This window comes from Mesorhizobium sp. B2-6-4 (assembly GCF_006441495.1).
Classification (GTDB): Bacteria; Pseudomonadota; Alphaproteobacteria; order Rhizobiales; family Rhizobiaceae; genus Mesorhizobium.
This window is the reverse complement of the sequence record NZ_VFUE01000016.1, coordinates 91,339-104,840: the sequence shown is the minus strand read 5'-3', so window position 1 is coordinate 104,840 and position 13,502 is coordinate 91,339. Positions and strand designations below refer to the sequence as shown.

Genomic DNA, 13,502 nt, shown 5'->3' with positions numbered 1-13,502 from the left:
TTCCCTATTCCCCTAACTACGCGTCCTTCTCCGCCTGCTCGTTGACGGGCCCCGGCTCGACCGGCGCTTCGCCAGCGGCGAGTTTCGGGCCGCCCTTGGCAACGCCGACCATGGCCGGGCGCAGCACCCGCTCCCCGATCGAATAGCCCGGCTGCACGACCTGCACCACCGTGTTGGCCGGCACATCGGGATTGGGCACTTCGAACATGGCCTGGTGGAAATTGGGATCGAACTTCTCGCCTTCCGGCGCGAGCTTCTTGACGCCGTGCCGCTCCAGTGCGGACAGCATGGCACGCTCGGTGAGATCGACGCCGTCGATCAGCGCCTTGAAACCCGCATCGCCGGACGCCTTGGCCTCGGCGGGAATAGCGTCCAGCGCGCGGCGCAGATTGTCCGAAACCGACAGCATGTCGCGGGCGAAGTTCGCGACCGCATAGGTACGCGCGTCATGCACGTCGCGCGCGGTGCGGCGACGCAGGTTCTCCATCTCGGCCGCAACGCGAAGCGCCCTGTCCTTCAGCTCTTCATTCTCCTTCAGGAGCCGCACAACCGCTTCATAATCGCCATCGACGCCACCTTCCGTGCGCTCGGCATTGGCTTCGGTCGCCTCAATTTCGTCGGGCGCGCGTTCGTCTTTTGCCTGGTCGCTCATCGCCGTTTCCCATCATCTCGAATAGTGTGGATTTTGAGCCCGATATCGAGGTTTGGTGGGCAAAAATCAAGGGGTAAGCGAAGGCACGCGCCCAGCCGTTCAAACCGAATGGCGATCAGTGCGATGCTTCGATTTTAATTCAAACTTTACCATAGCTTCCACCTTTGCTTGCCCCGGCGGCGCGATCGGGGAACCATTTGCTGGCTGGAGGATTTTCGAACCGACACAGGATTTTTGAAATGACACCCCGCGACAAGGGCGAAAAGAAAGATCGGATCGCCGCCGAAATCCGGCGCCAGCTAGGCACGGCGGCGGTGAGACGCTTTCTGCATGCGCTGCCGGCCTTTCGCGCCGAGAAAGACATTCCCGACCGCTTCCGGGACCAGCTCGAACGTCTCGACGGCCTGGAAAACAGCATGGCTGGCGGCGCGCGCCATTGATGCATGTGACCGGATGCGATCCGGGTTGGCAGAGTTGCAAGGGTTAGAACAGAACCTGAAGTCGCGGCCTGGATCGAGGATCCCGCGCCCCATCGCGACAATTACGCGCGGTAATTTCTCGTGATTAGCCTTGCGGGAGCCGGGCCCCTCCGCCTATGCTTCATGATGAACATGATTTCCCCTGAGACTGCCGCCAACAGTAAGCGCGCCTGGTTGAAGATCCTGGCGGGCTACAAGAAGCCGGACAGGCGGCGCAGCGCCGTCGAACTGGCGATCACCCTGATCCCTTTCGCAGCACTCTGGGCGCTGTCCTCGATCGCCTTTGCCTATGGCCATTGGTGGGGGCTGGTGCTGATCTTGCCGGCGGCGGGCTTCCTGGTGCGGATTTTCATGATCCAGCACGATTGCGGGCACGGATCTTTCTTCGCCAACCGCACCGCCGATGACTGGATAGGCCGCGTCCTGGGCGTGCTTACGCTGACGCCTTATGATTGCTGGCGGAGTGCTCATGCCACCCATCATGCCAGCGCGGGTAATCTCGACGAGCGCGGCGTTGGCGATATCAAGACGTTGACGGTCGCGGAGTACCGGCGGATGTCCTGGAGAGGTCGCCTCGCCTATCGTCTCTATCGCCATCCCTTGGTCATGTTCGGACTGGGGCCGATATGGCTCTTCATCTTCGAGCAAAGGCTGCCGGTCGGGATGATGCGCGGTGGCCTGAAGCCCTGGGTATCCTCGATGGCCACCAACCTCGCCATCGTTCTGGCAGCGTCGATCCTGATATGGTTCGTCGGTATTGGCGCTTTTCTGGTCGTCCACCTGCCGATCGTCATCCTTGCCGGATCCGCCGGCATCTGGCTGTTCTATGTCCAGCACCAGTTCGAGGAGACCGAATGGGCGAAGGACGATGAGTGGGAGTTCCAGCGTGCCGCCTTGCACGGATCCTCCTATTATGACCTGCCGCCGGTGCTGAACTGGTTCACCGGCAACATCGGTGTCCATCATGTCCATCACCTCTCCGCGAAGGTGCCAGGCTACCGCCTGCAGGAAGTGCTGCGCGATTATCCGGAACTGCGCGGCATAGGCCGCATCACCCTTCTTGAGAGCCTGCGCTGCGTCAAGCTGGCGCTGTGGGATGAAAACAGCGGCAAGCTGGTATCGTTTCGTCAGGCACGGATGGCGACGTAGCCGTCTTCTGCCTGGCTCTGCTGTCCCCGATCCGCTGACCGGCGCCTTCCCGCCGTCGTGACGGGGAGAGGACAGGCGGCCGCAAACCTGTCGCTGGAAGTGTCGTGACGTCAGCCGGCACGCAGCCGACGCCAGGAGTATTTTGGTCCCTTGGGCTTCGGCACGGCGGCAGGCTGGTAGTAGAGTCCCAATCCGCCGGTGCGGCCTTCGTCCAGCCGCTTCAAGAGCACGGGATTGGAGATTTCGAATTCATCGAAACCGAGCCGCAGCATATGCGGCAGTTGGTCGACCAGCACCTGGCCGGTGGCGCGCACGGCACCTTCGAAATGATGTCGGCTGCGCAGCAATTCGCCCTTTGAGAAGGAGCGGCCATCGCTGAACGACGGAAAAGCCAGCGCCACCAGCGACAGTTGGTCGAGCAGGCCAGCAATCCTTTCGAGCTGATCGCCGGGTTGCAGCACGACACCGATCCTTTCCTTGGCCGACCGGCGCACCTCCGGATCGAGATCGAGAAACGCCTGAAGCGGCAGGATGAAGCGGCCATTGCCAGACAGTGCTTCCGCGCCTTCGGCATGAGCCCACTCATCCTCGCGAAAACCCGTCGGGGTCCAGAGGCGGGTCTCCGGTATCGTCGGTTCAGTCATCGAAATTTCCTAAAATTCAAAGAGCTCAAGGTGTGTGTTGAGATTCAAGCAGGCCCGAGTCGAAACGGTAGCTTCCGAGAGCCGGAGCGGAGCGTACTTGTAGTACGTGAGCCCCCGAAGCCGCCGTTTGCAGGCCGGCCTCACCTGAATATCAGCATACCCTATAGCGATGCGTCGGTCAGCGACTTCTCCAGTCCCGACAGGTGAATGCCGCACTCGGTCTTGGCATGGCCGGCCCAGCGGCCGCTGCGCGCGTCCTCGCCCGGCTGCACCGGCTGGGTGCACGGGAAGCAGCCGATCGACAGATAGCCATAGGCGACCAGCGGATTTTCCCGCAGTGCATGCGCGCGCATGTAGTCCGCCTGGTCCGACGTCGTCCAGTGCGCCAGCGGATTGATGCGGATACGTGGGCCGACCGCCTCGAACACCGGAAGTGCTGCGCGCGTCGAGGCCTGGAAGCGTTTGCGGCCGGTGAACCAGGCGCGGAAAGGCGCTACGCCCCGAGCCAGCGGCTCGACCTTGCGCACATCGCAGCAGGCGTCGGTATTAGTCTGGTGCAGATTGCCGGTCGGATCGATCCGCTCGAGTGCTGCCTCGTCGGGCTTGATCACCTGGATGTTGGTCAACCCGAAATCGGCGACCAGGGCGTCGCGATAGCCGAGCGTCTCCTCGAAATGCTTGCCGGTATCGAGAAAGATGACCGGCAGCGAGCGATCGACTTCGGAAATCATGTGCAGTAGCACGGCCGAATCGGCACCGAAGGAAGACACCGCGGCAATCTCGTCGTGAAACAGGTCGCCTGCCGCGCGTTCGATGATGTCGAGCGGATTCAGGTGGCCGTAAAGCGCGTCAAACCCCGCCGCTTTGGCGGCGATGCCGTCATCGGCGTCGACGATAGGGTCAAGCGGCCTTGGCTTCGCCAGCATAGAGCGCCTCCTTGAACGGCGCTGGACCGACACGGCGGTAGGCGTCGATGAATTTCTCTTGTGAGTTGAGCCGAAGGCCGAGATAGGTCTCGACGATCTGCTCGATGGCGTCGGTGATCTCTTCCGACGAGAAGCCGCGGCCGATGATCTCGCCCACCGAAGTGTTCTCGTCGGCCGAACCGCCAAGCGTCACCTGGTACAGCTCGGTGCCTTTCTTTTCGACTCCGAGAATGCCGATATGTCCGACATGGTGATGGCCGCAGGCATTGATGCAGCCGGAGATCTTCAGCTTCAACTCGCCGATCTCGCGCTGCCGCTCCAGCGAGGCGAAGCGACGCGAGATCTCCTGCGCGATCGGGATCGAACGCGCTGTGGCCAGCGCGCAATAGTCGAGGCCCGGGCACGAGATGATGTCCGATATCAGGTTCGAATTGGCGGTCGCCAGGCCGATATCGACCAGCGCGTCATAGACCGCCTTCAGGTCGGCGCGCGCCACATGCGGCAGGATCAGGTTCTGCTCGTGGCTGACGCGCAACTCGTCGTATCCATACTTCTCGGCGATATCGGCAATCGCTTCCATCTGGCTGTCGGTCGCATCGCCCGGCACTTCGCCGATACCCTTCAGCGAGATGGTCACCGCCGCATAGTCGGGGTGGCGATGCGTCACCACGTTCTGGTCGAGCCAATCCGAGAAGCCCTTGGAATCGAGGCGTGCCAGCTTTACAGCCTCGTCGCCGTCCGGCCGCGCGGTCAGCGCTGGTGGCGCGAAATAGGCGTCGATGGCGCGGATGTCTGCTTCCGGCAGCTTCAACTCGGCGTCCTTCAATTGCTGCCATTCCGCCTCGACCTGGCGCGTGATCTCCTCGACGCCGGTCTCGTGGACCAGGATCTTGATGCGCGCCTTGAACTTATTGTCGCGGCGGCCATGCAGGTTGTAAACGCGCAGGATCGCCGTGCAGTAGGACAAAAGGTCGGCTTCCGGCAGGAAATCGCGGATCTTCCTGGCGACCATCGGCGTGCGCCCCTGGCCGCCGCCGACATAGACGGCGAAGCCGAGCTCGCCGGCCGCGTTCTTCTTCAGGTGCAGGCCGATGTCGTGGGTCTGGATGGCGGCGCGGTCGCGCTCCGCGCCGGTTACCGCGATCTTGAACTTGCGCGGCAGGTAGGAAAACTCCGGATGAACAGATGACCACTGGCGCAGGATTTCCGCATAGGGACGCGGATCGGCGACCTCGTCGGCCGCCGCACCCGCGAAATGGTCCGCGGTGACGTTGCGGATACAATTGCCGCTGGTCTGGATGGCGTGCATCTCGACACTCGCCAGATCGGCCAGGATCGCAGGAATGTCGGACAGCGCCGGCCAGTGGAACTGGATGTTCTGGCGCGTGGTGAAATGGCCGTAGCCCTTGTCGTATTTGCGCGCGATGTGGCCGAGCATGCGCAACTGCTTGCTGTTCAGCGTGCCATAGGGCACCGCGATGCGCAGCATATAGGCGTGCAATTGCAGGTAGACGCCGTTCATCAGCCTGAGCGGCCGGAACTGGTCCTCGGTGATCTCGCCGGCGAGCCGGCGCTGGACCTGGTCGCTGAACTCGGCGACGCGGGCCTGGACAAAATCGTGATCGAACTCATCGTAGCGGTACATGCTTCGTCTTTCAGGGCGCGTCCGCCCGTGTTCACTTCTGGTCTGGGCTTACGCCGCCCGGGAGGCCTGCTTGCCAAGATCGTTGCGAATGGTCGGGCCCGCGGCGCGGATCTTCTCGCGCAACCGCACCGGCTCGACAACGCCGTTCACGATTTGGGCATCGATGAGGTTGACGTCGAGGACTTCGTTGTCGGCGTGGGCCTTGGCACCGATCGCTTCCAGGCGATCCTCGGCCGCCTTGTCATGGGCGAGGTCGGCATGGTCCGCCCTCTCGGCCCAGCCGCCGTCTGCGTACCAGACGGCGATGCCGTCGGCGAGCCGGTTGGCGGTCAGTATCTTCATTGCTGAACTCCCTCGGTGGCAGCTATGGGCGCACCTTCATGCCTGTGTGCCGCGAGCGGTTCGGACCGTTCGAAATTGGCGCCGGCGACCGCATCGCCGATGATGGTCATGACCGGACCTGAGAGATCGGCGCGCGCTTCCAACGACGGCAGGTCGGCAAGCGTGCCGTGGAAACGGCGGCGATTGCCGAGGCTGGCATTCTCGACCACGGCTACCGCCGTATCGGGCGAAAGCCCGGCCTCGATCAGCCGGCCGGCAACCTCCGCGGCCACCGAGCGGCCCATATAGACAGCAACGGTGGCACCCGAAATGGCAAGCTTGGCCCAGTCGGGCAGCGAATTGCCTTTGAGATCATGACCGGTGGTGAACACCATCGAGGAGGAAACCCCACGCAGCGTCAGCGGCAATTCGAAATCGGCGGCGGCGGCGAAAGCAGCGGTAACGCCCGGAACCACCTCATAGGCGATGCCGGCATCACGCAGCGCCGCCATCTCCTCGCCGGCCCGGCCGAACACCAGGGGATCGCCCGACTTCAGCCGCACCACACGCTTGCCTTCGCGGCCAAGCTCGACCAGCAGCGCGTTGATCTCGGCCTGGCTCTTGGTGTGACAGCCCTTGCGTTTGCCGACCGCCAGCCGCTCGGCGTCGCGTCGGCCCATGGCGACGACAGCCTCCGGCACCAGCGCGTCGTGGACGATGACATCGGCCTCCATCAGCAGGCGATGCGCACGCAGCGTCAAAAGGTCCTCGGCACCGGGGCCCGCGCCAACCAGGGCGATATGGCCTGAAGCGGATGCAGCCGAACGCAGAAGATCGGCGGCTGCGTCATGCGCCTGCGAAAGCTTGCCAGCTTCGACGGCGCGCGCCGGCGCACCGCCGAAGAACTCGCTCCAGAACCGGCGGCGCGAATTGCCCCTGGGCAGGCTTTCAGCGGCGGCCCGGAAGGACGCGGCGAGAGCCGCCAACCTGCCCAACGAGGGCGACAGCATGCGGTCGATGCGGGCACGCAGCATTTGCGCCAGCACCGGCCCAGCGCCTTCCGTGCCGATGGCGATCGCGACCGGTGCGCGATTGACCAGCGCCGGGGTGAAAAAATCGCAAAGCTCCGGCCGGTCCACCGCATTGACGGGGATGCCGAGCCGGCGCGCATCCTGGACAACGCGCCGGTCGAGCGCCTCATCGCCGCTGGCAGCGAACACCATCACCGAGCCTTCCAGCCGACTCGCCTCATAGGCCGCGATGTGGGTGGCGCCGCTCTGCGCGATGAAGCCGAGCATGTCCGGTGAGGCGCTCTCCGCGACGATGCGCAGCGTAGCGCTGGACTGCCCAAGCAATCGTGCCTTGGCCAACGCTTCGTCGCCGCCGCCGACGATCGTTACGGCTTCGTCCTCGACCCGTACGAAGACGGGGAAGGCATTGAGCTTGGGGGCGGGCTGCGGCATGGATACGAACGGAATCCTGATCTGGTCTTCACTTCTACGCGTGGGCGCGAAAAAGCTGAAGAAACCCACTCGCGCATCACCTTCCGGGATGCAATCGCTTTTTCTAAAGGGCCGCAGCCAAGAGAAAAATATTCCACCTTGTTGCGGAGACCGGCATCAAGCCGCTGTCGCGGGCCTTGATTTCTCCTCTTTTTTGGGCCGAACGCGCTTTATGACAAAACCGTTTTTTCTAAATTCTACTAATTTAGTAGATTAAAGCTGCCTGGCGGTCGTGCGCGCGCCTCCACCTCGACGGAGCGCCCGTATGACCTGGCTTTTTGGCTGGAACATTACCGGATCGAGGCGCGTTCCTTCCGCATGCGCAATTCAAAATCATACCTGGCCGCGGCGTGAAGCCAAGCGTGGCGGCAGCGAAGGAAGGAGCCCGGCGTCATGAGCGCGATCAAGTTGAAGCACGGCATCTGGATCATGGTGGCCGACGGAGAAAAAGCGCTCTTCCTCAGAAATGCAGGTGACACCAAATTTCCGAACCTCGAAGTGGTGCAGGAAGTGAGGCAGGACAACCCGCCAACGCGCGAGCAAGGCAGCGACAGTCCCGGTCGCTACAATGACGGTCCCTCGGTTCACCGCAGCGCGGTCGAGGAGACGGATTGGCATCGGATCGGCAAGGAGCGCTTTGCCGACGAACTCGCCGAACGGCTCTACAAGCTGGCTCATCGAGGCTCTTTTGACGAAATCATCCTCATCGCGCCGCCGCTCGTGCTCGGCGCGATGCGCAAGATCCTGCACAAGGAAGTCAGCGACAAGGTCAGCGCGGAAATTCCCAAGACGCTGACCAACCACGCGGTATTCGAGATCGAGGCCCTGTTGCGGGCAGCTTGATCGTTGGCGATCGAGCGCCGCCGTTGCGGCGCATGATTTCGGCTGACCTTCGAATTCCGGCTTGCTTGCCCACCGGCGAGGTATTTGTCGCTTCACCGGCAATTCCCGGTTTAGCGGGGTTGCGTGGCCGACACCCAATCCACCATATTGCAAACAGGCGGCGGCTTCGGGCGGCGCATATCCTGCATCGCTGGCTTGAAAGGCGCTCCATAGACAATGCCGCATGACACTCCCCTTATCGCCACCATCGTAGCCGGTCTGGGGCTCGCTTTCGTCTTCGGCGCTCTCGCCAACCGCTTCCGCATTCCGCCGCTGGTCGGCTATCTCGTGGCCGGCGTGCTGGTTGGGCCGAACACGCCCGGTTTCGTCGCTGACGCCGGCCTTGCCAATGAGCTCGCCGAAATCGGCGTCATCCTGTTGATGTTCGGCGTCGGCCTGCATTTTTCGCTGAAGGATCTCCTGTCGGTCCGCGCCATCGCCGTGCCCGGCGCCATCGTCCAGATCGGCTTTGCCACGGCACTCGGCGCGGGGCTTTCCTGGATGCTCGGCTGGTCGGCTGGAGCAGGACTGGTCTTCGGCCTGGCGCTGTCGGTGGCCTCGACCGTGGTGCTGCTGCGCGCCCTGCAGGAGCGCCGCCTGATCGAGACCGAGCGCGGCCGCATTGCCGTCGGCTGGCTGATCGTCGAGGACCTGGCCATGGTGCTGGCCCTGGTGCTTTTGCCGGCGCTTGCCGGCGTGCTTGGCGGCCAGGAGCAGGCGGATGCCCATGCGAGCGGCCTGCTGTCGCTGCCCGCGAGCTACGGCATCTGGGGCGTCGTCGGCATCACGCTGGCCAAGGTCGCCGCCTTCGTCATCGTCATGCTGGTGGTAGGCCGCCGCGTCATTCCCTGGATCCTGCACTATGTCGCCCATACCGGCTCGCGCGAGCTGTTTCGGCTTTCGGTGCTGGCGATAGCGCTTGGCGTCGCCTTCGGCGCGGCCAAGCTGTTCGGCGTCTCGCTGGCACTGGGCGCTTTCTTCGCCGGCATGATCATGAGCGAGTCCGAACTCAGCCACCGCGCCGCGGAGGAATCGCTGCCGCTGCGCGATGCCTTCTCGGTGCTGTTCTTCGTCTCGGTCGGTATGCTGTTCGACCCGTTCAGCCTGTTCAGCAACGGCTTGCCGATTCTGGCAACGCTCGCCATCATCGTCGTCGGCAAGTCGCTGGCGGCCTTCCTCATCGTCGTCGCCTTCGGTTATCCCCTGGCGACGGCGCTGATGATTTCGGCGAGCCTTGCCCAGATCGGCGAGTTCTCCTTCATCCTGGCCGAACTCGGCGTCGGGCTGAAACTGCTGCCCGAACAGGGGCGCGATCTCATCCTGGCGGGCGCCATCCTTTCGATCGTGCTCAACCCGGTGATGTTCCTGGTCATCGACTGGATGAAGCCATGGCTCGAGGCCCGCGCCGCCAGGACGGCGCCGCCTGTGGAGCCCAAACCGGTCGGCCTGGCGACGGAGCCCGGCCAGGTGGCTTCCGTCGCCTCGGCGGCGAAGCAGGAAGATGGGCCGCCGCCAAGAACAGCCCTTAGCGGCCACGCGATCCTGATCGGCTACGGCCGTGTCGGCAGTCTCGTCGGCGCTGCGTTGAACGAAGCCGCCCTGCCCTTCCTGGTGGTCGAGGATGCCGACAAGACACTGGTGAAGCTCAGGGCCGAGGGCATCGAGACCGTGGCCGGCAACGCCGCCAATGCCGAAGTGTTTGCAGCCGCCAACCCCGAAGGCGCGAAACGGCTGATCCTGGCCATCCCCAATGCCTTCGAGGCCGGTCAGATCGTGCTGCGTGCGCGCGCCGCCAATCCCGCCATCAACGTCGTCGCCCGCGCCCATTCCGATGCCGAGGTCGAGCATCTCAAGGGGCTCGGCGCCGATACGGTGATCATGGGCGAACGCGAGATCGCGCGCGGCATCGTGGAAGAGGTGCTTGGTCCCAAGCCGCGGGCGGCTGAACCGTCCGCCGCCTGAGCCGATCCTGCTCCGTGCTTAGCGAGAACGCGGCCGACCCCGGAGGGCTGGACCTCGAACAGGTGGGGCGGCCTTGGACGCGCCCGCTGACATCGGTCACTCCTGCCATTTGTCTTCGTATCGCGCTCAACCGAGTTCTTGGGCGAGTCCGATGAGCAACCCCTCAGGCCCACGGATGTAGCAGAGCCGATACACGTCTTTATACTGGACTACTTCGCCTACGAGCTGCGCGCCGCGCGTGCGGAGCCTTTCAAGCGTCTCGTCGATGTCATCCACGGTGAACATGACGCGCAGGTACCCTAGGGCGTTGACCGGGGCGTTCCGGTGATCTGCGACGACAGGCGGCCTGAGGAAGCGGGAGAGCTCGAGCCGGCTATGGCCGTCCGGTGTGCGCATCATGGCAATCTCGACATGCTGATCGCCCAGTCCAGTGACACGTCCGGCCCATTCTCCTTCGATCGTGGCCCGTCCTTCAAGCTCAAGGCCGAGTTCGCGAAAGAAATCAACCGCCTCTCCGAGGTCTTCGACGACGATTCCTACGTTGTCCATCCGCTTGAGCGCCATGTTTCCATCTCCAAGGTGTCGTTCGAATCTACAAGGCGTCGCCTGGTCCAACAATGGATGCTCGAGGTGCTCCGCCTGCAGCCAGGTTGATCACGCCACGAAGGCAGAGCCGCCATTTTGCGCGACGCTGCCGAGGTATTTTGCCGGCGGCTTGCCAAGCGCCTTCTTGAACATGGTGATGAAGGCGGTGACGGAATCATAGCCGAGATCGCCGGAGACCTGCTGCACGCTCGCACCGGAGGCAAGTTCTCGAATTGCGACGATCAGATGCAACTGCTGGCGCCAGCGTCCGAAGCTTAAGCCAGTCTCCTTCACGACGAGACGGGCGAGACTGCTCTCGCTGAGCGCAACCCGGCTGGCCCATTCCGACAATGTGCTGCGGTCGGCGGGATCCTGCGCCAACGCTTCGGCGATCCGCCTCAATCGCGGCTCGGATGAGATCGGCAGATGCAGCCGCTGGACAGGCATGCGCGGCAGCTCGGCAAGCAGCATCCTGATCAAAAGCGCATCCCTCGCCTCATCATCCCCCACGCCATCGGACAGTTCGATGATCAGTTCGCGCAGCAGCGGCGAGACCGAAAGGGTGCAGCACCGGTCCGGCAATTCGGCGGCTCCCGGCTCGATGTAGACGAAGAAGATCCGGGCGTTGGCGGTCGCGATATTGCTGTGCTCCATGTCGCCGGGAATCCACACCCCGCAATGCGGCGGCACCATCCACAGGCCGCTCGGGACGCGGCATGTGACGCCACCGCCGAGCGCGAAGACGAGTTGGCCTTTGCGATGCCGATGGGAGGGGACTTCGGCCCTGGTTTCGGTAACGTCGACGCGCACGGCGATTGCCGGTGCGAGGACGTCATCCACATTGAAATCGAGCCATGGGTAACGAAGAGGTTGTCTCATGATTGACGGCTTTTAGCGATTAAACGCCACGATAGCTAAATTCTTCAAGCTGGGAAGTCGATAGGTTCCAGCTTGCCCATGCACCCGGTTGATCAGGATGCCACCGCGCTTTGCATCCACAAACCAGCAGGAAGGTACGTCTCATGCTCGCCCTAGCCATATCTTCCGACAGCCCCGCCGGACTGACGCTTGCCGAGGTCGAGGACCCACGGCCTCTCGCAAACGAGGCGCTTGTCTCGGTCCACACAACCTCGTTGAATCGCGGCGAATTGCGCCTGCTCACCATACGCCCGGACGGCTGGATACCCGGCCAGGACATCGTCGGGATCGTCGAACGGCCAGCGGCCGACGGCTCCGGGCCAGCCGTGGGCGCCCACGTCGCGGCCTTGGTCGACCAGGCCGGCTGGGCCGAACGCGTCGCGGTTTCGACCGACCGCCTCGCCGTCCTGCCGGATGAGGTCAGCTTCGTTTCCGCGGCCACGCTTCCGGTCGCGGGCACCACCGCGCTCAGGACTTTGCGCCATGGCGGCGACCTTGCCGGCCAACGGGTCCTGATCACCGGCGCAAGTGGAGCGGTCGGCCGTTTCCAGATCCAGATCGCGCGCGAACAGGGCGCGAGCGTGACCGCGGTCGCGGCCTCCCGGCATGGCGAGGATCTCCGCCGCCTGGGTGCCGGGCAAGTCGTCGAGTCGATCGAACTGGCTGAGGGGGCGTTTTCGCTGATTACCGAATCGGTCGGTGGCCAAAGCCTCGCCCACGCGATCGAACGCGTCGCTCCTGGCGGGACGATCGTCATGTTCGGCTCAAGCAGTGGCGAACTCACGCCAATTGGGTTCCGCCAGTTCGTTCCGGGTCACGAGGGGGCGAGGCTTCAGACTTTCGCCTACTACACGTCTGGCGCGGGCATTGGCTCGGACATCGCCTCGCTGCTCGCTCTCGTTGCGGCCGGCCGGCTGGAAACCCGCGTCGCCCTGACCATGCCATGGACCGACATCGCCCAAGCCCTGGATGCGCTGCGACAGCGCAGCTTCAGCGGCAAGGCCGTTCTCACCATGACCGGATGAACGATCCCTAGGCTGAGACCTGCCCCATCACACGTGCTGGCCGCCATTAATGTGGATTTCCGAGCCGGTCACATAAGACGCCTGCCCGGAGCACAGGAAGAAGATGATGTCGGCGACCTCGGCCGTGGTGCCCAGCCGCCTGAGCGGAATGGTCTCGACGATCTTGTCCGTGCCCGGCGACAGGATCGCGGTGTCGATTTCGCCCGGCGCAATGGCGTTGACGCGGATCCCGTGCGGGCCGAAATCATGCGCCATCTCGCGCGTCAGCGAGCCGAGCGCCGCCTTCGATGTCGCATAGGCGGTGCCGGCGAAGGGGTGCACCCGGGTGCCGGCGATCGAGGTGACGTTGACGATCGACCCTTTCGCCGATGCCAGTTCCTTGAACAGCCCGCGCGCCAGCATGATCGGCGCGAAGAAATTGACCTGGAACACGTCGCGCCAGACATGCATCGGCGTGTCGATGGAGTTCATGCGGCTGTTGCCGTCCTTGAGCTTTGGCGAAATGCCGGCATTGTTGACCAGCGCGTGCAGCTGCCCGCCATGCGCCTCAAGCCGGTGGCGGATTTCGGAGACGGCGATGCCGACATCCTCCTGGTCGGCGAGATCGACCTTGATGTGGTCCTCGGGCCCGGCCGGCCACGGGCAATCCTCGGCAAACGCCTGGCGCGAGCAGGTGATGACGCGCCAGCCCTCGCGCGAGAAACGCTTGACCGTGGCATGGCCGATGCCACGGCTGGCGCCGGTCAGCACAATGGTCTTCCTGGTGTCGATCTCAGCCATGTCGGGAGGTGTAGCCGAACGGTGTGGCGCTG

General features: G+C 63.8%; 14 protein-coding genes. 5 read left to right on the top strand and 9 right to left on the bottom strand.

What is annotated here, in order from left to right; translation table 11 throughout:
• Positions 1–16 precede the first annotated feature (16 nt).
• Positions 17–652, bottom strand: a complete 636-nt coding sequence (gene grpE / locus FJ426_RS22045) for a nucleotide exchange factor GrpE (RefSeq protein ID WP_140549492.1) — start codon at positions 650–652, stop codon at positions 17–19.
• Between the two features lie 239 nt (positions 653–891).
• On the opposite strand from grpE, the gene FJ426_RS22040 reads away from it, so the two are divergent.
• Positions 892–1,092: a hypothetical protein gene (locus tag FJ426_RS22040; protein WP_140500234.1), complete on the top strand. Its 201-nt coding sequence runs from the start codon at positions 892–894 to the stop codon at positions 1,090–1,092.
• Positions 1,093–1,257: 165 nt separating this feature from the next.
• Positions 1,258–2,280, top strand: coding sequence for a fatty acid desaturase (locus tag FJ426_RS22035; RefSeq protein WP_140560242.1), 1,023 nt, complete (start codon positions 1,258–1,260; stop codon positions 2,278–2,280).
• A 110-nt stretch (positions 2,281–2,390) separates the two neighbouring features.
• Here the strand turns inward: FJ426_RS22035 and FJ426_RS22030 are convergent, their stop codons facing one another.
• From FJ426_RS22030 to cysG, 5 genes are all read right to left on the bottom strand, one after another.
• Entirely contained in the window at positions 2,391–2,924 is a 534-nt protein-coding gene (locus FJ426_RS22030; RefSeq protein ID WP_140500236.1) for a DUF934 domain-containing protein, read from the bottom strand.
• A 161-nt stretch (positions 2,925–3,085) separates the two neighbouring features.
• A complete protein-coding gene (locus FJ426_RS22025) occupies positions 3,086–3,850 on the bottom strand; it encodes a phosphoadenylyl-sulfate reductase (RefSeq protein ID WP_140500238.1) in 765 nt (254 codons plus the stop codon).
• On the bottom strand, positions 3,825–5,495 hold the full coding sequence (locus FJ426_RS22020) for a nitrite/sulfite reductase (protein ID WP_140500240.1): 1,671 nt from the start codon (positions 5,493–5,495) through the stop codon (positions 3,825–3,827). The genes FJ426_RS22025 and FJ426_RS22020 overlap by 26 nt, the downstream gene beginning before the upstream one ends.
• Before the next feature lie 48 nt (positions 5,496–5,543).
• On the bottom strand, positions 5,544–5,837 hold the full coding sequence (locus FJ426_RS22015; RefSeq protein ID WP_140584591.1) for a DUF2849 domain-containing protein: 294 nt from the start codon (positions 5,835–5,837) through the stop codon (positions 5,544–5,546).
• Complete coding sequence (gene cysG, locus FJ426_RS22010; RefSeq protein ID WP_140522532.1) at positions 5,834–7,279, bottom strand: siroheme synthase CysG; 1,446 nt, start codon at positions 7,277–7,279, stop codon at positions 5,834–5,836. Before cysG ends, FJ426_RS22015 begins: the two co-directional genes overlap by 4 nt.
• Before the next feature lie 432 nt (positions 7,280–7,711).
• On the opposite strand from cysG, the gene FJ426_RS22005 reads away from it, so the two are divergent.
• Both FJ426_RS22005 and FJ426_RS22000 read left to right on the top strand, forming a co-directional pair.
• On the top strand, positions 7,712–8,161 hold the full coding sequence (locus tag FJ426_RS22005) for a host attachment family protein (RefSeq protein ID WP_140500246.1): 450 nt from the start codon (positions 7,712–7,714) through the stop codon (positions 8,159–8,161).
• A gap of 216 nt (positions 8,162–8,377) precedes the next feature.
• Positions 8,378–10,162, top strand: coding sequence for a cation:proton antiporter (locus FJ426_RS22000; RefSeq protein WP_140558380.1), 1,785 nt, complete (start codon positions 8,378–8,380; stop codon positions 10,160–10,162).
• 126 nt (positions 10,163–10,288) lie between these two features.
• Here the strand turns inward: FJ426_RS22000 and FJ426_RS21995 are convergent, their stop codons facing one another.
• Together FJ426_RS21995 and FJ426_RS21990 are read right to left on the bottom strand one after the other, a co-directional pair.
• A complete protein-coding gene (locus FJ426_RS21995) occupies positions 10,289–10,726 on the bottom strand; it encodes a VOC family protein (RefSeq protein WP_140500250.1) in 438 nt (145 codons plus the stop codon).
• A 90-nt stretch (positions 10,727–10,816) separates the two neighbouring features.
• Complete coding sequence (locus FJ426_RS21990) at positions 10,817–11,626, bottom strand: helix-turn-helix transcriptional regulator (protein ID WP_140558379.1); 810 nt, start codon at positions 11,624–11,626, stop codon at positions 10,817–10,819.
• Positions 11,627–11,769: 143 nt separating this feature from the next.
• Between FJ426_RS21990 and FJ426_RS21985 the strand changes: the two genes are divergently transcribed.
• Positions 11,770–12,690 carry a zinc-binding dehydrogenase gene (locus FJ426_RS21985; protein WP_140558377.1) on the top strand — a complete coding sequence of 307 codons (921 nt, stop codon included), beginning with the start codon at positions 11,770–11,772 and terminating at the stop codon, positions 12,688–12,690.
• Positions 12,691–12,717: 27 nt separating this feature from the next.
• Here the strand turns inward: FJ426_RS21985 and FJ426_RS21980 are convergent, their stop codons facing one another.
• Positions 12,718–13,470, bottom strand: coding sequence for an SDR family oxidoreductase (locus FJ426_RS21980; RefSeq protein ID WP_140500256.1), 753 nt, complete (start codon positions 13,468–13,470; stop codon positions 12,718–12,720).
• Positions 13,471–13,502: the final 32 nt, after the last annotated feature.